The sequence below is a fragment of the Bradyrhizobium sp. Kon56 genome (genome assembly GCF_055807635.1).
In genome coordinates this window covers 262,455-281,708 of record NZ_JBVVOU010000009.1, presented here as the reverse complement: position 1 = coordinate 281,708, position 19,254 = coordinate 262,455, and the positions used below count along the sequence as shown (strand labels likewise).

16 protein-coding genes and 1 pseudogene are annotated in these 19,254 nt (G+C 61.3%); 7 read left to right on the top strand and 10 right to left on the bottom strand.

Features of this window, described 5'->3' with window-relative positions:
* Positions 1-320 precede the first annotated feature (320 nt).
* The 4 genes and pseudogenes from AC0L3B_RS17700 to ligD all read left to right on the top strand — a co-directional run bounded on the left by AC0L3B_RS17700 (position 321) and on the right by ligD (position 3,803).
* Positions 321-599, top strand: coding sequence for a hypothetical protein (locus tag AC0L3B_RS17700; RefSeq protein ID WP_473380812.1), 279 nt, complete (start codon positions 321-323; stop codon positions 597-599).
* Positions 600-2,280 (top strand): annotated as a pseudogene (locus AC0L3B_RS17695) (helix-hairpin-helix domain-containing protein).
* Positions 2,280-2,843, top strand: coding sequence for an MOSC domain-containing protein (locus tag AC0L3B_RS17690; protein ID WP_473380811.1), 564 nt, complete (start codon positions 2,280-2,282; stop codon positions 2,841-2,843). Before AC0L3B_RS17695 ends, AC0L3B_RS17690 begins: the two are co-directional and overlap by 1 nt.
* Before the next feature lie 12 nt (positions 2,844-2,855).
* Positions 2,856-3,803, top strand: a complete 948-nt coding sequence (ligD, locus tag AC0L3B_RS17685) for a non-homologous end-joining DNA ligase (protein ID WP_473380810.1) — start codon at positions 2,856-2,858, stop codon at positions 3,801-3,803.
* A gap of 30 nt (positions 3,804-3,833) precedes the next feature.
* Here ligD and AC0L3B_RS17680 read toward each other — a convergent pair whose 3' ends face one another.
* The gene (locus AC0L3B_RS17680) at positions 3,834-4,658 is read right to left on the bottom strand and encodes a ribonuclease HII (protein WP_473380809.1); all 825 of its coding nucleotides are present in this window, start codon (positions 4,656-4,658) and stop codon (positions 3,834-3,836) included.
* Positions 4,659-4,918: 260 nt separating this feature from the next.
* On the opposite strand from AC0L3B_RS17680, the gene AC0L3B_RS17675 reads away from it, so the two are divergent.
* Positions 4,919-6,022: a DNA topoisomerase IB gene (locus tag AC0L3B_RS17675; protein WP_473380808.1), complete on the top strand. Its 1,104-nt coding sequence runs from the start codon at positions 4,919-4,921 to the stop codon at positions 6,020-6,022.
* Positions 6,023-6,249: 227 nt separating this feature from the next.
* Here the strand turns inward: AC0L3B_RS17675 and AC0L3B_RS17670 are convergent, their stop codons facing one another.
* The 9 genes from AC0L3B_RS17670 to AC0L3B_RS17630 all read right to left on the bottom strand — a co-directional run bounded on the left by AC0L3B_RS17670 (position 6,250) and on the right by AC0L3B_RS17630 (position 15,665).
* Positions 6,250-7,455, bottom strand: a complete 1,206-nt coding sequence (locus AC0L3B_RS17670) for an ABC transporter substrate-binding protein (RefSeq protein WP_456653490.1) — start codon at positions 7,453-7,455, stop codon at positions 6,250-6,252.
* 72 nt (positions 7,456-7,527) lie between these two features.
* Positions 7,528-8,628: an SDR family oxidoreductase gene (locus AC0L3B_RS17665; protein ID WP_368509101.1), complete on the bottom strand. Its 1,101-nt coding sequence runs from the start codon at positions 8,626-8,628 to the stop codon at positions 7,528-7,530.
* Between the two features lie 54 nt (positions 8,629-8,682).
* Positions 8,683-9,057, bottom strand: a complete 375-nt coding sequence (locus tag AC0L3B_RS17660) for a sensory rhodopsin transducer (RefSeq protein WP_473380807.1) — start codon at positions 9,055-9,057, stop codon at positions 8,683-8,685.
* Between the two features lies 1 nt (position 9,058).
* Positions 9,059-9,502 (bottom strand): PPC domain-containing DNA-binding protein, encoded by a 444-nt coding sequence (locus AC0L3B_RS17655; RefSeq protein ID WP_368507786.1) that lies wholly within the window; start codon positions 9,500-9,502, stop codon positions 9,059-9,061.
* 38 nt (positions 9,503-9,540) lie between these two features.
* On the bottom strand, positions 9,541-11,193 hold the full coding sequence (locus AC0L3B_RS17650; protein WP_473296964.1) for a GMC family oxidoreductase: 1,653 nt from the start codon (positions 11,191-11,193) through the stop codon (positions 9,541-9,543).
* Positions 11,183-11,851, bottom strand: a complete 669-nt coding sequence (locus tag AC0L3B_RS17645) for a gluconate 2-dehydrogenase subunit 3 family protein (protein ID WP_473296963.1) — start codon at positions 11,849-11,851, stop codon at positions 11,183-11,185. The genes AC0L3B_RS17650 and AC0L3B_RS17645 overlap by 11 nt, the downstream gene beginning before the upstream one ends.
* A complete protein-coding gene (locus AC0L3B_RS17640) occupies positions 11,844-12,635 on the bottom strand; it encodes a hypothetical protein (protein ID WP_473380806.1) in 792 nt (263 codons plus the stop codon). The genes AC0L3B_RS17645 and AC0L3B_RS17640 overlap by 8 nt, the downstream gene beginning before the upstream one ends.
* Positions 12,636-12,791: 156 nt before the next feature.
* Positions 12,792-13,889 carry an enolase C-terminal domain-like protein gene (locus tag AC0L3B_RS17635; protein WP_456653486.1) on the bottom strand — a complete coding sequence of 366 codons (1,098 nt, stop codon included), beginning with the start codon at positions 13,887-13,889 and terminating at the stop codon, positions 12,792-12,794.
* Complete coding sequence (locus AC0L3B_RS17630) at positions 13,890-15,665, bottom strand: thiamine pyrophosphate-requiring protein (protein ID WP_473380805.1); 1,776 nt, start codon at positions 15,663-15,665, stop codon at positions 13,890-13,892.
* A gap of 1,143 nt (positions 15,666-16,808) precedes the next feature.
* Here AC0L3B_RS17630 and AC0L3B_RS17625 point away from each other — a divergent pair.
* Together AC0L3B_RS17625 and AC0L3B_RS17620 are read left to right on the top strand one after the other, a co-directional pair.
* On the top strand, positions 16,809-18,143 hold the full coding sequence (locus AC0L3B_RS17625; protein WP_246776093.1) for an ABC transporter substrate-binding protein: 1,335 nt from the start codon (positions 16,809-16,811) through the stop codon (positions 18,141-18,143).
* A gap of 78 nt (positions 18,144-18,221) precedes the next feature.
* Positions 18,222-19,253, top strand: coding sequence for an ABC transporter ATP-binding protein (locus AC0L3B_RS17620; RefSeq protein WP_231190013.1), 1,032 nt, complete (start codon positions 18,222-18,224; stop codon positions 19,251-19,253).
* The last annotated feature ends 1 nt before the right edge of the window (position 19,254 follow it).

Here is a 19,254-nt window from a genome sequence, read left to right as displayed (position 1 = left end):
CATCGGTACGTGCGTCCCTCATGCGGGCGGCGACCCCGCGGCGCTTCAGCAGCAGAGCAATCCGACACCTTCTCAAACTCCTCAAGCCGCACCTATGCCCCAACCAAGTCCGAAAACGTGACGTCTGACGTTTCGAACAGGCGCGGCCGCAAACGAATGTTGCAGTTGCGCTTTCATCGGCCCTGCCTCCATTGTTCTCGCCACGCGCTGAGCTGTGGGTGCTGACGATTATAGGCGCACGCCTAAATGTTGATCATAACGGACCTGCGGGCTGACGATGTCGACCGAACTATAGGCGGGAATGGGCGTTTACCGAGACCATGTCCGACGCGTTTGATTACTTCCGCGCCTACGCCGTCCGGGCTCTTTGCAAAGCCCGATCGCTGCCGCGCGGCAGAATGAAGCATCTGCAGCTGGTTGCGGCGCGAATTTACAATCTCCTCAAGAAGGCCGCTTACAGCCCGAACACGCAGCACCTTGAGGACTTCCGGGCAGCGCAAAAACTTGAGGCATCTCTCGATCGCCGCCGCGATGACGGCCCACCGGCTAAACGAGCCTTTGCTCCGGTGAGGCGAGGCGCGGAACGGGAGGCTCGTTGAGTGGCCTCCGTCGACGTTCGCACGATCGTCAGTCTCCTGCGAGAATACGCACAGCGGACGGCGTTGCGTGGTGGGAACCCCTACAGGGCCAAAGCCTACACGCGGGCCGCAGACAGCCTGGCGGCCCTTGCGTCCCCCTGGACGTGCTCATCGCCGAGGACCGACTGACCGAAATCCCCGGCGTCGGCGAAGCGATCGCCGACATCATCACCAAGCTTCACAAGACGGGCTCTCATCCGAGCCTTGAGAAGCTCCGGAAGGAGATACCCGGGGGTGTGCTCGAGATGCTTTCTGTGCCCGGTCTCCGCCCTGAGAAGGTGCTGCGTCTCTACAAGGATCTCGGCGTTGGCTCTCTCGCCGAGCTGGAGGCCGCCGCCAAGGACGATCGCATCAAGAAGGCCAAGGGACTGGGCGCGGCGCTGCAGACCAAGATTCTGCAGAACCTGGCCATCGCGAAAAGCGGAGAAGGTCGCCTCCATCTGCACCGTGCCGCCGCCCTGCTCGCGCACGCCAAGGATTCTCTGCGGAAGGCCGGGCCGGAGCTCAAGCGGGTGACGATCGCAGGCGACTTCCGCCGCGGCTGCGAACTCGTCGGCGAGCTCACGATCATCGCGGAGGCTGCCAAGATCGAGAAGGCGGCGAGTGCTTCGCCCGCGGACGGACTCCAGGTCCGCCTGTCCGACCGCAAGAACTTCGGCGCCACTCTTCTCTTCGCGACCGGCTCGGCCGCTCACATCGAGCAGCTCCGGACGTTAGCCGTCGAGAAAGAGATGCGGTTGGAAGCCGACGGCTTGCACAAGGGGCGCACTCTGATCGCCGGCGACGAGGCCCAGATCTATAGTGCCCTCGGCCTGCCGTTCATCGATCCTGAACTCCGTGAGGGCCGCGGCGAGGTCGAGCTGGCGCTGAAGGGCAAGTTGCCGAAGCTCGTCACTGACAAGGACCTGCGCGGAATCCTTCACTGCCACACCGATGCCTCCGACGGCACGGAGACCTTGGAGACGATGGCCAAGGCGACGCGCCAGCGCGGCTTCGAGTATTTCGGGGTCGCCGACCACTCCAAGTCCGCGCACTACGCCGGCGGTCTCTCGGAGGAAGAGATCGCGCAGCAGCACCGGGACGCGGACCGGTTGAACAAGCGCTTCGGCAAGGATTTCCGGATCCTGAAAGGCATCGAGTCCGACATTCTGGCCGACGGCTCGCTGGACTATGCAGACGACGTGCTGCAGCGCTTCGACTTTGTGGTCGCGAGCATCCACGGCCATTTCAAACTCGACCGCAAGGCGCAGACGCAGCGCCTGCTTCGGCCATCTCCGATCCTCACACCACCATCATCGGCCACATGACCGGGCGCCAGCTGCAGCGGCGACCAGGCTACGAGATCGATGTCGACAAGGTGCTGCGCGCCTGTGCCAAGCATGACGTCGTGGTGGAGATCAACGCCCATCCATGGCGCCTCGACCTGGATTGGCGCTGGCACCAGGCCGCCCTTGAGTTCGGCTGCTTGATGAGCATCAATCCGGACGCGCACTCGATCCCCGAGCTCGACCACATGCACTGGGGCGTCGAGATGGCTCGGAAGGGCGGTGTCCCCGCCGACCGGGTCCTGAACGCGATGGCTCTTCCGGAGATCACGCGCTACCTCCGCCAGAAGCGGCGCTCGTTCGCCCGGGCGGCCTGATGCAGCAAGGGCACGGCTTCTCGCTGGAGGGCACCGTGGTCGCAGTTGCCGCCGATCGCGATCACCACTTCAGCAAACCGCCGCAGGACCGGATCATGCTGGTGGAAGGCCATGGCGTCGAAGGCGACGCCCACGCTGGCGCGTTCGTCAAGCACCGGTATCTCGCCCGTCGGCAGCCGCGCCTACCCAATCTCCGGCAGGTGCACCTCATCCCGACCGAGCTCTTTGCATCCCTTTCCGATGCCCGCTTCCAGGTCGCAGCGGGGGACCTGGGCGAGAATATCACCACTGCCGGTCTGGACCTCGAGCGGATGCCTCTCCGGACGCTCATCGAGCTTGGACCAACGGCGATCGTGGAGCTGACCGGCCTCCGGACGCCTTGCGCTCTGATCGACCGCTTCCAGCCCGGCCTTAAGCAACAGGTGCTCTCGTCGGCGGAAACGGGCCCTCCGTTCAAATCTGGGGTGCTGGGCGTGGTACGGGCCGGCGGGATGGTCGGGGCTGGTGATACCGCGCGGGCTCGCCCTCCGTCCTCCTCGTTTCGGCCTCTGCCGGCCGTGTAGAAAGAGCCTACCATGGCCCGCAAGTCGACCCTGCCTTATCGCCTGCAGCCCATGTTGGCCACGCTCACGGATGCGCCGTTCGACGATCCCGATTGGGTCTTCGAGGACAAATTCGATGGTTTCCGCATGGTCGCGGAAATCCGGCGTGGTCGGGTCGCGCTCTACAGCCGCAACGGGAAGATCATCAGCCACTCCTATGTCGAGGTCGCGAAAGCACTTGAGGGAGTGAAGGCGGACGCCGTGATCGATGGCGAGCTCGTTGCGATCGGGAAGGACGGCGTATCCCATTTCCAGTTGCTTCAAAACGCCCTGCGTCACGAGGCCAAGCTTTTGTACTGCGCGTTCGACCTCATGTTCGCAGCGGGCGAGGACCTGCGCGCGCTGCCGCTTCTCGAGCGCAAGAAGCGGCTCAAAGCCCTCCTGCCGCGCCACAAGCTCATCGCGTTCAGCAACCACCGCAAAGGCAGCGGCACAAAGTTCTTTGCACAAGCCGAGCTGAGACATCTCGAAGGCATCATGGCCAAGCGCGCCGGCAGCCCGTACGCGTCCGGACGCCGGACCGCCGATTGGCTGAAGGTGAAGACCGCGCAGCGGCAGGAGGTAGTGATCGCCGGCTTCACGGCGCCGAGGCGAACCCGGCCCTTCTTCGGCGCCCTCGTGCTGGCGATACGCGACGACGATACATGGCGGTACATCGGCCACGTCGGCACCGGTTTCAGCCACCAAGTTCTCGAAGAGCTTCACCGCAAGCTCGTGAGGCTCAAGACAGCCAAGTCGCCCTTCCCTGGCAAGGTGAAGGATGAACGGGTTACGACCTGGGTGCGTCCTTCGTTGGTCGCGGAAGTGAAATTCGCGGAGTGGACCAGCAAGGGCGAGCTGCGCCAGCCAGTCTATCTCGGCCTCAGGTCCGACAAGAACGCCAAGCACGTCGTTCGTGAAAAGAAGTGGTCGCGGAAATAATGCCCCGGAGACGAAGCGCACGCCTGCAGTTCAGCTGGCCGTACGCTCGGACGCGGAAGGCCACGGCGGCAGGGGCGGCAGCCCGAGCGCCTTGCGTACAGGTCCGAACGACCTGCGGTGAGCTGCGCATGCACCAAGCCTGGCGAGCGCCTCATAATGAGCCGGCACCGGGTAGCCCTTGTGATCCGCGAATCCGTAGCCGGGGTGGCGCACATCGAGCGTCCGCATGACCGTGTCGCGCTCGACCTTCGCCAGGATGGAGGCGGCCGCAATGCTGGCGGACTTGGCGTCGCCTTTAACGATAGCCTGCTGAGGGATGTCGATTTCCTTCAACCGCTTCGCATCGATCAGCAAGTGCTGCGGCGTCAACCCTAGCCCCCGGACCGCCCGCTGCATCGCCTCGATCCCTGCCCAATAGATGTTGATTGCGTCGATCTCCTCGACCTCGACGAATGCTACACACCAACTCTCTGCCTTTTCCTTGATTTCTTTCGCGAGTTCTTCGCGAGCGGCGGCATCGAGCTTTTTCGAGTCGTCGATTCCGATTATCCGCGTGCCGGGCTTCAGGATCACGGCGCCAGCAGAGACTGGCCCGCCGAGAGGGCTCATTCCCGCCTCGTCCACGCCTGCCACGGCATGATGGCCGCTTTCCCAGAGAGAGGTCTCGAACCGGAACATCTTACGGAGGCGCTGCCCTTCGGACCTATTTTCGGAGCGCCGCTTGTCGATTGAAGCCAGGATGGCACGGGCTCCCGCGCGGGCGTCGGCCCGCAAGATCTGCTCGACGCCGGCCTCGAGCGGTCTTTTCTCGACGACATAGCGCCGGCGCAACGCATCGAGCGAATACTGGGGCATAGTGGCCTTCGTGCAGACTGACTGTGGGAAGCGTGTCGGTGAAATTTGTGGCGATTGTCTGAAGCTGGACCATGCCGTCATCGACTGCGCAGCGCCTTGTCGAAAGGAACCGGACCGGCGCCGCCATCTGAGGTCCCGCTATTCTGGAGGGCCACTGATCCACACCTCGCGTCCGATCTCAGAGCGGAACCAACCGGTGTCTTCATCCCTTGAGAAAGAGTGGAGCCTCGATCCCCGGGTGCTTCCGAGGGGGCCGGCCCATGCTCCGCCAAGCCAGCAACGAAGAAGAGGTTCTGGACCGCAGCGCCGAGGTCGCGGCCACCATCGCGGAAGAAGGGCTCCGGTACGTCAGCGACTCCGCGCCGGGGTACACGCGCAAGCGAACTGGAACCACTTTCAGCTACTACGACAAGGACGGCAAGCGCATCACCGATGCCGCCGTCATCCGACGCATCAAATCCATCGGCATCCCGCCGGCCTACGAGTCCGTGTGGATCTGCCCGTCGTCGAACGGGCACATCCAGGCAACCGGGCTCGATGCGCGGGGTCGCAAGCAGTATCGCTACCATCCGAAGTGGCGCGAGCTCCGAGACCAGAACAAGTATGAGCATATCGTCCTGTTCGCTGCCGCGCTGCCCGCGCTGCGGGAACGGGTCGCTGCCGACATGAAGCGGGACGGACTGCCCCGCGAGAAGGTGCTGGCCACGATCGTTAGTCTTCTGGAAAAGACGTTGATCCGGGTCGGCAACGCCGAGTACGCCGAGAAAAACAAGTCCTACGGGATCACCACCATGCGCCGCAAGCACGTCGCAGTCGGGCGCGGCGTCCTTCGTTTCGACTTCACGGGCAAGTCGGGCAAACAATGGAAGCTTCGCGTCGAGGACAAGCGGATAGCCGCGATCGTGAAGCGCTGCGCGGAGATCCCGGGACATGAGCTCTTCAAGTACCTGGACGACGACGGACAGCCCCGCACCGTCGATTCCGGCGACGTCAACGCCTACATCAAGGACATCACGGGCGAGGACTTCAGCGCCAAGGATTTTCGGACTTGGGCGGGAACCGTTCTGGCGGCGTTGGCGCTTGCCGAATTCAAGAAGTACGACAGCCAGGCTGAGGCGAAGCGCAACGTCGTCGCCGCGATCGAAAGCGTCTCGAAGCAGCTCGGCAACACACCGGCCATCTGCCGCAAGTGCTACGTGCACCCGGAAGTCCTGAACGCCTACATGTCCGGTGACCTCGTGAAGATGATTGATGCCAAGATCGCGCAGAAATTCAAGCGCCAGTACGCCAAGCTCACTTCCGACGAGATCGTGGTGCTGGCATTTCTCCGCAAGCGTCTCAATTCTCTGAAGGTGCCCGCCTAGCCTCGCGTACCCAGTCTCCGGACGCCCGCGTCCTCCTCGATGCCTGCGTGCACGCCTCGGCAGGTGCTCTCGTCGGCAGAGCGGGAAGTGGGCGTTTTGCGGGCGCAGCGATCCGAGTTATATGCAACGCTGCGTGAACGGCGGAAAGGCGCTCGCATTCCGCACTCCAACAAGAGCGCACCTGCGGGTGCGCTCCTCCCTGCGACCAAGCGATTGCAACACCACTATCAGTGTGCAACCAGCGGACAGGCGGAGTCGGACAGCTTCCCGAATGCTTCTTCGCCCGACATAGTGTGAATGAGTTTGTAGTAGTCCCAAGGCTGTTTGGATTCCTCGGGTTTCTTGACCTGCATGATATACATCTCATGCTCCATCAGGCCGTCGGCACGGATCTTGCCGTTGCTGGTGAACATATCGTCGATCTTCATCTTCTTGAGCTCGGCCATCACCTTATCTGAATTGGTGGAGCCGACAGCCTTGACCGCGTTGAGATAGGTCATGGTCGCCGAATAATAGCCCGCCTGATTCATAGTGGGCTCGCGCTTCGTCTTCTCATAGTAGCGCTTGGCAAAGGTGCGGGTCTTGTCGTTGAGATCCCAATACCAGCCCGTGGTGAGGTAGAGGCCCTGTGCGGTCTTGAGACCGAGGCTGTGAATGTCGCTGATGAAGGCGAGCAATGCGGCGGGCTTCATTGTCCTGGCGATGCCGAACTCGTCGGCAGCCTTGATTGAGTTAGTGAAGTCGTTGCCGGCATTGGCCAGTCCAAGCACCTGCGCACCCGCGTTTTGCGCCTGTAGCAGATAGCTCGAGAAATCCGACGTGGAGAGCGGAACGCGCACGGCGCCAGTGACCTTGCCGCCATTGGCCTCGACGACCTTCGAGGCGGACTCCTGCAACTGGGTGCCAAAGGCGTAGTCGGCGGTGAGAAAGAACCAGGTTTTACCGCCCTGCTTCACTATGGTTTTGGCCGTACCGTTGCCGAGCGCCGTCGTGTCGTAGACGTAGTGCACCGTATAGGGTGTGCAGTCCTTGCCGGTCAGTGATGCGCCGGCTGCGCCGATAGCGATGAACGGAATTTTCTTCTCCTTGGCCACATTGTTCATCGCCAGGCTAACTCCCGTGTTCGATCCGCCGAGAATCATCGTAACGCCGTCGCGATCGGCCCATTCGCGAAATTTTTGCGCTCCGACGTCGGGCTTGTTCTGGTGATCGGAGACCATGATCTCGATCTTGTTACCTAGCACGCTGCCGCCAAAATCCTCGATCGCCATCTTGGCCGCCTCGACGCCGCCGGGGCCGATCACGTCGGCATAGAGGCCGGACATGTCGTCTATATCGCCGATCACAACCTTGTTTTCGGCCGCGTGTGCAGTCGTCACCGCCATTGACGCTGCAAGCAATAATTCAAACGTTCTTACCGCAATGTATTTCATTTTACGTTCCTCCTTTTTTGATTTCAGCGCGAGGTCTTAAGACTTCGCATCGTGGGGCCGTGCTCGGTGAAATCAACCAGACCATCGGTCCGAATTCCGGCTCAACACTACTTGCCGAACGTGTCTACCTCCGCGAAACGGCCTTTTGCGTTGGGCGCGCTGAAGCTGCTTTTGGGGCCTGTTCAATGCAAAGAACAACCCGAGGGCGGCCCCTCCAAGTACCGTCGCAGCGTAGGGCACCCACCGACTGAGGGAGCCAGGTGCCAGAAGAGCCGTGGTCCCGGATTCCGCACTGAAGCTGCCGCGCGTGCGGTGAAGCGAGTGCACGGGCTGGTAGAGATTGTCTATTCGGTCGGGACCGATCGGGTGCTCAGTCTGCTGTCCTCCGATGCAAACCTTCGCGAGATAGCTGTCCAGGAACTTGGGCATGATCATGTTACCCAAGATGAGCTTGAGGGTGCTCAAGCCTATCCAATATTCCCGCGCCGGCTTGTTCGCAGCCCTGAATACGACGTCCGCTATCAGTTCGGGCTCGACGACGGGAGCCACCGGCCGCGGCGACCGGCGCATGTGGGCCCTAGCCCAGTCAAACTGCGGCGTGTTGACGGCCGGCAACTGCAGCATGGTCAAATTGATGGCGCTCCGATCATGGATAAGCTCGGCTCGCAGCGAATCGGTGAAGCCTCTGATGGCGTGCTTAGCTCCGCAATAGGCCGACTGCAGCGGAATGCCGCGATAGGCCAATGCCGAGCCGATCTGGATGATCGATCCTCGATTTGCCGGTCGCATGTGGCGAAGTGCGGCCATCGTGCCGTGCACGAATCCGAGATAGGTCACCTCGGTGACGCGGCGGAATTCATCAGGTGTCATTTCCCACGACGGCGAAAAGACGGTGACCATTGCGTCGTTCACCCATACATCGATGTGTCCGAAGGTTGCTGCGACTCGGTCAGCGGCCGCAAATACCGCCTCGGCATCCGCGACATCGAGAGCGAGAACGACGGCCCGGCCTCCGAGCTTTTCGACTTCGTCCCGCACGTCCTGGAGAGCTGTCGCGTCCCGTGCAATGAGCCCCATGGAGAACCCCGCGCGCGCGAAACGGTGCGCCGCCGCCCGGCCAACTCCTGCAGAGGCACCGGTGATGACGACGACCTGACTTTGGTTGACTGGCAGATTATTCACGGCTCGCTCCTGATGTTCATAGCACTGAGCGGATGCACTCCTAGCCTAATTCGCTGGAAAGGCGACCGTGGTCAGCAACGCCATTGCCGGCTGGCGCGAATCAAGCCTTGTATGCTGAACCACAATCGGTGCACTCGCCTCGATGAGCGAGGCGTAGCTGGTATCACGTGGCACGGGCGCGGGGTCGGCAAGATCATTGAAGCGCATGTGCAGCGTTCGCCTGGCAGGTACGGTCAGGACGTAGGGCCCCACGTGGTCCCGGTTTTCGAAGAACAACGTGATCCTGACCTCGGCGTCGCGGTCTCCCGTGTTCAGGAAGCAAGCTGTTTCGTGCGAGACGAGATCGTGGGCCTCGCTAACGCTACCGCTGGGAATATAGCCCTCCGGAATCGCCCAAATGGTGCAGCCGAGCTCTCGCATGTCAATCCTCCAACCTGATCAGCGCCAAGCCGCTTTCAGCATCCTTTCTCTTGCGCAAATGCGTCGGGCTTTCCGTAACGATGACCTCGAGTGTGGGACGGACCAGCCCTGATCCCAAATGCCCGGCCAGCGCCGCCCCATCGCGCTTGCCCACCACCAAATGAACGTGGATCGAGGGCTCGCCTGAGGGCGCCAGAGCGACGTCGCCGATCAGAGATGCCACTTCCACCTGCTCGTTGAGGGGGTTCTCCAAATACTCCTTCTTTTCCCAATCAAAATATTTCAGAACGACCTCGCTGAAGGCGCCGATCCCAGTTATTTGTGCAGCCGAGATATGTTGCTCCTTCGCCAGTGCAGCCAAGCAATGCATTGCTTCTTCGCCCGTCTCCAGCACCGCCGCGAAGGTTCGCTGGCCTGCGTTCTTGCTGAGAATTTTATGCTTCATCGGGTTTCACCTATTTCTCGTTAGATACTCTCGTTCGCTCAGATTCTGATCTCTCCCTGACGCGCGAGAGTGCGAATGCGGTCGGCGGTACGGCACGCGATCGCTTGAATGGTCAAGGACGGATTGGCTCCCCCGACGGTCGGAAATACAGAGCCGTCGCAGATCCACAAATTCTGGATGTCCCAGCTTCGGCAATCCGCGTTCACCACACTGGTTCCAGGATCGGTGCCCATTCGCGCAGTGCCATTCAAGTGGCAGGTATCATCCTCCTGGGTCCAGATATGCCTGGCATCGACGGCTCGAAGTGCCTGGCTCATGAACCGGAGCGAATGATCAATCAAACGCTTGTCGTTTTCGCACCATGAGTAGGTCACGCGCGGAATTCGCAAACCGTATTGGTCGACCTCCTCAGACAGGGTGACGCAGTTTCTTTCTTGGGGCAGCATTTCACCGACGATCTTCAGACCGACGACATGGTTGTAGTTCTTCATTTCGGCGACCAGCCTGGCCCCCCACAGGCCGTGCGCGCTCGCCTGCGTATTCGCCCAGAGTTGCGGCAGCGGCCCTTGGCTCATGTAGGCGTAACCGCCAAAAAAATCCTTGCCCCTGTCCTCGTAGTTCCAGTGCTCGGTGATCGCGAGCGAGGGCGGCCCCTTGTAGGATCGAACTTCGTCGGCCATCACGCCCCACACTGCCTGATTGGACTGCGCCATCAGGTTCTTCCCGAGCAGACCCGAGCTGTTGGCAAGCCCATCGGGGAACTTGTCCGTCGCGGAATTGAACAAGAGCCTCGGCGTTTCGATCGAATACCCGGCGACGACGACGTTGTGCGCACGCTGGAAATGCCAGCTGCCGTCACGATGATAGTGCACGCCCGAGGCGAGACCGGTCCTGCCCACCTCGACAAGGCCGACCATAGCAAGGTCCCGGATTTCCGCCCCTGCCGCGAGCGCCCGCGGGATCCACGTCACGAGGGCGCTCTGCTTCGCGTTCGTCGAGCACCCGGCGACGCAGAAGCCGCGATAGACGCAAGGGTGCGCCAGACCTCGGGGAGCCGAAAGAGTAGCAAGTGGTGTTTCGGTCCACTTGATCCCCATCGCGTCGCAACCCTTCGCGAGTGCACGCGCAGCCGCGTTGAGGGGATGGGCTCGATAGGGGTACCGGGGTCGCGGCGGGCCCCAGGGATAATTGATCGGTCCGGATATCTTCAGTGCCTGCTCTACCTGGGTGTAATAGTCCCACATCTCGCGCCAATCCAATGGCCAGTCGGCCCCATAGCCAAGCAGGGTGCGCGCCTTGAACCACTCGGGTCGGAAGCGAAGCGACACCATCGCAAAATGCACCGTCGAGCCTCCGACGGCCTTGCCACAGTTATTGCTGCCCAGCTGCAGCGGATTAGCCCCGTCCACGATGCGATCGTCGGTCCAATAAAGCTTGGTTTGCTCGGATTCATCGGAGGCAAAGTCTTCGAGTGGCCGAAAATATGGCCCCGCATCGAACGCGACGACTGAAAAGCCATATTCAGCGAGCTTGCAAGCGAGCGTGCCGCCGCCCGCCCCGGTTCCCACGATGGCGAAGTCTACAACCTCGTTCTCGCGGTACTGCCTCATCGGCACCCAAGCGCCGGGTCGGAAGACATCCGGGGCGCGGCCGTTCCTGGCGCGCGGACTTTGCAGGGGGTCATCGGACATGGCGATTGATCCTCGCTGCCTTGTCCTCAGCGCCCGGCTTTGCTTCAGCTGCCTCCCAGGGATCGCGCTCATTGAAATCAAGACGCACATAGCCGCGCGGACTTGCCGGCCCACCCCAACCGATCTCGCTCCAGGCGGTCGGGTGTGCGTAATAAGCAAGCACGATGTCGCGTAATAATCTGCGTTTGAAAAAGTCCGCAGAGCGTATCGTGCCCCACTCCGAAGCGGTGAGCGCACCAGCTTCAGCACGACGAAGCAATTCATCTTGCTCCGCTTCGGTGATCTCGTTGAAACGTCGCTGGTAGGCCAGCTGCGCTTCGGCATCGATGGCCTTCAGCCCCTGCCGCCACGCCTCCCGGTCTCGCGGCATTCCGGCAACGCGATAGCCGTCGCAAGTACCTTCCTGCAGCTTGCTGTCGAGGAGCGCGGCAACTGGAACTTCCGGCCGATCGGCCGGCTGCGGGAGGATGCGGGCGGCGATTGCCGAAACGGTCTCGAACTCGAGGACTGTGAAGAACCGCAGCTCGGGTGCAATCGCCAAACGGCGCGCCACGACTGCCCGGGTCTTGTCATTCCATGATGGTCCGGCCCACTTGTTCAGAACGTCGTAGTCGGGATAAGGCTCGCTTGAGGTAACAGGGCGCGTCCTGTCATGCATCAGGGTACTCCCTCATCAGATCGAGCGCCGCAAGACCGGCAAGGGCGAGCCCGGCAAAGCTCGGGGGCGCCGGCAGCGGCGGCCCGCTGAGAAGATTTTGGCTCCAATTGCGCCAGCCACCCATATTCCGCGATACGCCGTAGGCGTGAAAACCGACCCCTGCCACGCCCATCCCTACAAGCAGTCGCATCCACCAGCACGCGAGCCGATGTGGGCATCGTGCGCCGGCTGATGCCGCCAGAAGCAACCCGGCTCCGATCGGCGGCAGGGTGACCGGAACGGCCATCACCGGATTGTGGAATGCCCCACGGAAATGCAGCAATCCCACTTCCCCCGTCGTCCCCAGCAACCCAGCTGCGGTCACCGCCGCGATCGTCCGACCGGCTGGCAACGAGAGGACCTTGGGCCTTGTTTGTGGCTTGCTCTCGCGCACGCGCTCCGAACAATATCCCAAAAGGCCAGAGAGCAGGATCGCCATGGGAGCGCCGACAGGCGCGCCATAAAACAGGTTCTGCCAGCTGAAGCCACCGACCTTCTTCGTCACGTTGTACAAATGAAAGCCGGTCCCAATCAGACCGGTCGCGGCGGCCAACAGATAAGTTGTATCACGCGCTCCATGAGCAACCGGGCGCGTGTCCGCGGTGCCGTGGGCACTCATCGCAAGCGTCACGGCCGATACGACGAGCGGCACGAACATGGCCTTGTTCTTGAAGGAGCCGCGGTAGTGCTCGACCGCGCTATCGGCGAGCACCGAGGCTGCCAGGCCGCCGGCCGCGCGGTTCAATCGGCGCGCCGCGACTACGGACTTCTTCTGCGTCGATTTCTTTTGTCGCCAGAGAACTACTGATCCTGTCGGGCTTGCCGGCCGGTAGGCCAGCGAGCGCGAGAGATCCGCGGCATACTGGAAAGCTGACTGTCTTGTTCGTGTCATGTGGTGTACTCAAACAGTATAAGGCGCGGCATCCGTCTCTTTGAAAGCCAGCCCGTTTCCCGGTCGCGACAGATCGGGGCGGATGACGCCGTTCTTCGGGACGGGAGCGCCTTCAAACAGCAGGTGTTCGATCCGGACATGGTCATGAAACCATTCCAGGTGACGCAAGCGCGGCGCAGCGCAGGCCGCGTGCAGATGCAGCGAAGGCGCACAATGGGCGGACAGATCGACGTGAAATGCGTCACACAGGGCAGCGATCTGGAGGAAACCGGTGATCCCACCACAGCGGGTCATATCCGCCTGCTGCACATCGACCGCGCGCGCGGCGAGCATCCTCCGCACGTAGTCCACCGTGTAGGCGTATTCGCCCGCCGCGACATCCATTCCAGCGGGGACGCGCGCGCGAACCGCTTGCAAGCCATCGAGATCATCTGAGGGGACGGGCTCCTCGAACCAGCTCACGCTTTCCTGGACGAAAGCGTTTGCAAGCTCGAGCGCTTGCTTGGGTGTATATGCTCCATTTGCATCGACAAAGAGACTGGCGCGTTCTCCAATCGCTTGCTTGGCGAGCCTCACTCGCTCGGGGTCGCGTTTCGGCTGAGAGCCGACCTTCATCTTGACGTAGGCGCACCCCTGTTCGGCGACCCAAGCTCCAAGCTGCTCTTGAAGTTCATCATCGGAGTATGTGGTGAAGCCTCCGCTCCCGTAGATTGGGACGCGAAGCCGGTAGCTGCCCAGCATGCCGACTAACGGCATCTCCAGGAGCCGGGCCTTGAGGTCATAAAGTGCCGCATCCACCGCGGATATAGCGGTCGCCGCGAGTCCTTCTCGACCCAGATTGCGCACTGCTCGCTGCATGGATGACCACGAGCTCTGAGGAGCCATCGAGTCCTGACCTTTGATGGACGGATACAATTCGGCTTCGATCAGGCGGGCAATGGATGCGCTCGAATAGGTGTAGCCTAGGCCTTTCTTGTTGCCGGCCCACGCCTCGACGACGACAAGAGTCGTCGAATCCCAGCTGAAAGTCCCATCTGCTTCCGGCCGATCGGTCGGAACGGAAAACGCTCGCGCGCGCAGGCGGTCGATGGGAACGTCACGCTTCATCTATTCCTTCCCGGGCACGATACTGGTCAGCAGCTCCTTTGCGCTGTTCCTGAGCACGCTTCCAAGCTCAGGCTCTGACGGAATCATGCTGATGAAGTTCTTCGCGTCCTTGAGCGTGATGTGCGGGGGCAAGGGCGGCACGTTCGGATCGGTGTAGGCCTCCAGAACCACAGGACGGTCGGCTGCGAGGGCCTCATCCCAGGCGGCTGCTACCCTGTCCGGATCGTCAACAAAAATCCCCTTCAGCCCGAGCAGCTCGGCGTACCGATGATATGGAAAATCCGGGATGCTCTGCGTGGATTCCGTTTTGCCGGAGCCGAGCTGGATGCGCTCTTCCCACGTGACTTGATTGAGATCGCGGTTGTTCAGCACGAGAACGATGAGTCGGGGATTCGACCATTCCTTCCAGTATTTGGAGATGGTGATCAGCACGTTGAGCCCGTTCATCTGCATGGCTCCATCCCCCATGCACGCGATGACGGTCCGGTCCGGATAGGCCATCTTGGCCGCGAGCGCGTAAGGAGTGCCCGCGCCTAGTGAAGCCAATCCGCCCGAGAGCGAGGCTTTCATGCCGCGGCGGATCTTCAGATCCCGAGCATACCAGTTCGCCACGGACCCGGAGTCGGCCGTGATGATCGCATCATCTGGAAGCCGCGGGGACAACTCCCAGAACAGTCGCTGTGGATTGAGCGGATCGGCAGAGTTCATGGCACGTCGTTCCAACGTGCCCCACCAATCGCGCACACCGCTTTCGATGTCCCGCCGCCAAGCCGAGTCCTGCTTTTGGTCAAGAAGGGGGAGCAGCGCGTTCAATGTTGCCGCGCTGTCGCCAACGATGTTGACCTCCATGGGATAGCGGAGGCTGAGCCGCGAGCCGTCGATATCGATTTGCACGCCAGGCGCGTCTCCCGGCTTGGGCAGGAACTCGCTGTAGGGGAATGCGGACCCCACCATGAGGAATGTGTCGCAGTTCTTCATCAGATCCCAACTGGGCTTGGTTCCGAGTAAGCCGATAGAGCCGGTCACGAATGGCAGATCGTCGGGCAACGCGGCCTTTCCGAGCAGGGCCTTCGCGACACCCGCTTGGAGACGCTCGGCCACAGCGATGACCTCGTCCGTTGCTTCGAGCGCGCCTGCGCCGACCAGGATGGCCACCTTGTCGCCCCTGTTGAGCACGTCAGCAGCGGCACGGAGCAAGGCCTCGCTTGGTATCTTGGCGGGCCCCGCATAGCCGAGCCCGGTGTGGGTCGCGCCATGTGCGAGCGGCGGATCGCTGTAGTCGAGCTCCTGCACGTCCTTCGGCAAGATCACGCACGTAACGGCGCGTCTGAAGTGCGCGATCCGAACAGCCCGGTCGATCAGGTGGCGAACCTGGTCGGGGACGCTCGCTTGCGCGACGTACTCCGTGACGTCCTGGAAGAGTGTTTGGAGATCGACCTCCTGCTGATAGCTGGCTCCGATCGCGCTTCGCGCCTGCTGCCCGACCAAAGCGACCACAGGAACATGGTCCATCTTGGCGTCATACAGGCCATTCAACAGGTGGATTGCACCCGGTCCGGACGTCGCGTAGCAAAGTCCCACCTGACCGGTGAACTTCGCGTGCGCCGAGGCCATGAAGGCGGCCATCTCTTCATGCCGGACCTGCACGTACTCCATTTTGTCCTTGGCGCCTTCTAAAGCGACGTCCAGACCTCCGACGCCGTCTCCGGGGTACCCATAAACCCGGCTCAAGCCCCATTCGGACAGCCGATGCCAAACAAAATTGCTAACGTTCATTGGAATTGCCTTCGGGGTGGCGCCGCCACAAGCGGACGATGTAAAGACCAACGTGAAAAACAAACTAACGTTTCGGTCTGCTGGTCACGGGCGCTACGCTGTCTGTACGGTCACGTACCGCTAAGCGCCGACGAAGTCCCCTAACGAGCTAAATCGGATTCGACAGGCGGGTTTTCGGACGTAGAGCCAACGAGGTGACGTCCTGCATATCTCGTCTCGCTTCTGTCACGTAAGGAAGCGCTGCGCTTGGCCCTTCACAAGATCGACTCCAGACTTGAGATCAGTGGCAGCTCAATGACAAATCGGGCGACAGGATCTGCCGACAGTCCTCCAAATTCACCTGCGACAAGCGATCCACCAGTCAAGGCGGCAGCGCCGCAGCCCGGGACAAGCCACGAACTCGGTACGGGAACGCACATTGGGTGTTCAAGCGCGAGCAGCACAGACGTAGAAGCAATGGTCGATAGTGATCCGGCACCGGTAGTGCAAGCTGGCGGCGGTCTGTGACGCGATGGCTGACGAGGCGAGCTTCCGCTCTACATCTAGTGATCCAGATGGCGAATGGCAGTTTGCGAGCTCGCTCCGTCACCTGCGAGCTAAAAGGCCGTCATAGGGATGGGGGTCATTGTGTTGGCCTGCATCTGTTTATGCAGTCACCACCACTGCATCTAAGGTCTACCAACGTAGATACGAAACCTTCAATCGACCAACGCATTCATGGGACAGGGCCCAGCCCTTGAACGAAACGAGGTGCTGGGAAGGAGCCCTTCATGGCAACGCTCGATATCGACGTCCTCTCTCCCGCAAAAGCCGAACGTGAAGTTCAGTGTCGCCGAAACCTGGTTACTTCCAGCCTTGGGAGTGCGACTGGATGGCATGATTGCTTCGATCCCCTCGGCACCCCCGCCGATTACTTCGTCGCCCGTCTAGCCGATGTAGCCATACTATGTAGCTGGGAGCGGCGCGTGGACGGTAGGGCAGCTCTGATCCCTAGCCGCCCACCGGCGGCATTCGCCACCTTAGCGAGAGCGCTGATACCCAAGCGTGAGAGCATCGGCATTGTGGTCCCAAAGCCGGTGCTCATGCTAGGCGGCGGCCCGAGGCACCTCACCCCACCGACAATCAACAGAGGAGGCACCGACGATGGACACAGGACGTAGATCGCGCGTCACGAGACGCCGTTTCGTGCAGCAGGCCGGCCTTGCGGTTGCTGCTGCCCCACTCATTTCCGCGCCATTCGTGACGCGGGCGTTAGCCGATACCAAGACGCTGACAATCGTGCAGTGGAGCCACTTCGTCCCCGAGTACGATAAATGGTTCGACGCATTTGCTAAAGATTGGGGCGACAAGAACAACGTTTCGGTCGCCGTCGACCACATTCCGGTGGGGAATATTGCGGCACGCGCAGCTGCCGAAGCCTCCGCTGGATCGGGTCACGACATCTTCGGATGGAACGGCTCCGGGGGAGCGCATCTATATCGTAAATTCCTCGTCGATCTGACAGGCCTCGTCGAGGCAACCGAGAAGAAGTACGGCAAGATTTCCACGATAGGCCGCCAGATCGGCTACAACCAGGACGACAAGACCTGGTCCGCCTTTCCCGATTTCTACATCAGCTTTCCCTCGATGTATCGCAAGAGCATGTGGGACGAGATCGGTATAACGCCGGACACTTGGGACAATGTGCGCAAAGGCGGGGCGAAGCTGAAGGCCAAAGGTCACCCGGTGGGCATTTCGCTCGGTCATAGTAACGACCCCAATACGACTTGGCGCGGGCTATTGTGGGCCTTCGGTGGCGCGCTTCAGGACGAAGCTGGCAAGAATGTCGTGCTCGATAAGAAGGAGACGGTCGAAGCCGTCAAGTTCGCAGCGGCACTCTATAACGATGCTATGACGCCCGAAGTGCTGTCGTGGGACGATTCCAGCAATAACCGCTACCTCGCCTCCGGTATCGGCTCGATGATCATCAACCCGATCTCGGCGTACCGGACATTCCAGAAAACTAATCCGAAAGGAGCCGACGACACGTTCGTGATGATGCCGCCAAAGGGACCGGCGCGCCAGATCATGGGCGGCTCGGCGGAGTACTACGGCATCTGGAATTTCGCCAAGAACCGGGAGGGCGCGATCGATTTTCTCAAGTACTACGCGGACCATTGGCCGGAGGCATTCAAGGCGAGCGAAGGCTACAACAATCCTTGCTTCGCCAACCTCGTGCCGAAGCCAATGCCTATCCTGTCGAGCGACCCGACCTCTACGCCAAACGACAAACTGATGGTGCTACAGGGCTCGGATGCCTGGTCGGCAGCTCCTGGCTATCCCGGGCCGTCGTGGCCTGCTGTGGACGAGGTCTATAACGACTTCGTCATCTGCGACATGATGGCGAAGGCGGCCGTTGGCCAGATGTCTGCCGAGGAATCGGTCAAATGGGCCGCCAAGCAAGCCGAAGCCGTCTTCAAAAAATGGCAGGGCAGCTAGGCCTCGGCCGCGGATAGCGTGTGTGCGAGGTCGGAAACGAGAGGACGGACGAGGCTCAAGCCGAAGTCCGGATGTGCAATGGCCGCAGTACTTGCCAAAAACATTGTCAAATCGTTTGGGGGCGATGTACCTGCCGTCAATGGAATCAGTCTGACGGTCCCCGATGGGGAGTTCATGGTGCTGCTAGGCCCCTCAGGCTGTGGCAAGACGACGCTCTTGCGGATCATCTGCGGCCTCGAAAGACAGACCAGCGGCGATCTTTTGATCGACGGCCGCATCGTAAACGAGATACCCCCACGCGCCCGTGGCGTGGCGATGATGTTCCAAAGCTATGGTCTCTATCCTCACTACACAGTGCGGAATAACATCTCGTTCCCGCTCCGCACGCAGCGGGTCTCGAGGGCCGCAATCGGCAAGAAGGTCGAGTGGGCCTCTCAACTGCTCGGCATTGGCCATCTACTCGACCGGCGACCGCGCCAGTTGTCGGGGGGAGAACGTCAGCGTGTCGCGCTGGCGCGCGCGCTCGTGCGAGAACCGACCGCGCTGCTGCTCGATGAGCCGCTTTCCAACCTTGACGCCAAATTGCGCACGTCGGCCCGTCAGGAGATCAGGCAATTTCAGCAGCGCGTCGGCCTCACCACCATCTACGTGACCCATGACCAAGTTGAGGCCATGGGGATGGGCGACCGAATCGCCGTCATTGATAAGGGAAAGATTCGCCAGGTGGGGACACCGGTCGAAATCTATAACAACCCCGCCGACCTCTTCGTCGCAACCTTTGTCGGCGCACCACCCATGAACATCGTAACCCAAAATGGCGGCGAATACCTCGGCTTCCGCCCCGAGAACTTCCTACCCAAGGCCATGGTCGAAGATGAAAGTGCAGCCGAGTTTTCGTTCCGGGTTGATCGATCGGAATATCTCGGCTCGGAGCGGATCGTATACGGGGTGCTAGAAGGCTTTAGTTCGGAACAACTGATCACGGCAAAACTGCCTGGCGCGCACGTAGCCGAGGCAAGTATCCGCACCGGCGAGTGGCATGCGTTCGCGGTGAAGAGGAGCTCTCTTCGGCACTTCGACAGCAGCGGCAACCGAATGGCCCAACACTGAA

Coding starts and splice junctions, on each gene's coding strand:
- AC0L3B_RS17700 (WP_473380812.1), top strand. CDS start 321: ATGTCCGACGCGTTTGATTACTTCCGCGCCTACGCCGTCCGGGCTCTT.
- AC0L3B_RS17690 (WP_473380811.1), top strand. CDS start 2,280: ATGCAGCAAGGGCACGGCTTCTCGCTGGAGGGCACCGTGGTCGCAGTT.
- ligD (WP_473380810.1), top strand. CDS start 2,856: ATGGCCCGCAAGTCGACCCTGCCTTATCGCCTGCAGCCCATGTTGGCC.
- AC0L3B_RS17680 (WP_473380809.1), bottom strand. CDS start 4,658: ATGCCCCAGTATTCGCTCGATGCGTTGCGCCGGCGCTATGTCGTCGAG.
- AC0L3B_RS17675 (WP_473380808.1), top strand. CDS start 4,919: ATGCTCCGCCAAGCCAGCAACGAAGAAGAGGTTCTGGACCGCAGCGCC.
- AC0L3B_RS17670 (WP_456653490.1), bottom strand. CDS start 7,455: ATGAAATACATTGCGGTAAGAACGTTTGAATTATTGCTTGCAGCGTCA.
- AC0L3B_RS17660 (WP_473380807.1), bottom strand. CDS start 9,057: ATGCGAGAGCTCGGCTGCACCATTTGGGCGATTCCGGAGGGCTATATT.
- AC0L3B_RS17655 (WP_368507786.1), bottom strand. CDS start 9,502: ATGAAGCATAAAATTCTCAGCAAGAACGCAGGCCAGCGAACCTTCGCG.
- AC0L3B_RS17650 (WP_473296964.1), bottom strand. CDS start 11,193: ATGTCCGATGACCCCCTGCAAAGTCCGCGCGCCAGGAACGGCCGCGCC.
- AC0L3B_RS17645 (WP_473296963.1), bottom strand. CDS start 11,851: ATGCATGACAGGACGCGCCCTGTTACCTCAAGCGAGCCTTATCCCGAC.
- AC0L3B_RS17635 (WP_456653486.1), bottom strand. CDS start 13,889: ATGAAGCGTGACGTTCCCATCGACCGCCTGCGCGCGCGAGCGTTTTCC.
- AC0L3B_RS17630 (WP_473380805.1), bottom strand. CDS start 15,665: ATGAACGTTAGCAATTTTGTTTGGCATCGGCTGTCCGAATGGGGCTTG.
- AC0L3B_RS17625 (WP_246776093.1), top strand. CDS start 16,809: ATGGACACAGGACGTAGATCGCGCGTCACGAGACGCCGTTTCGTGCAG.
- AC0L3B_RS17620 (WP_231190013.1), top strand. CDS start 18,222: ATGGCCGCAGTACTTGCCAAAAACATTGTCAAATCGTTTGGGGGCGAT.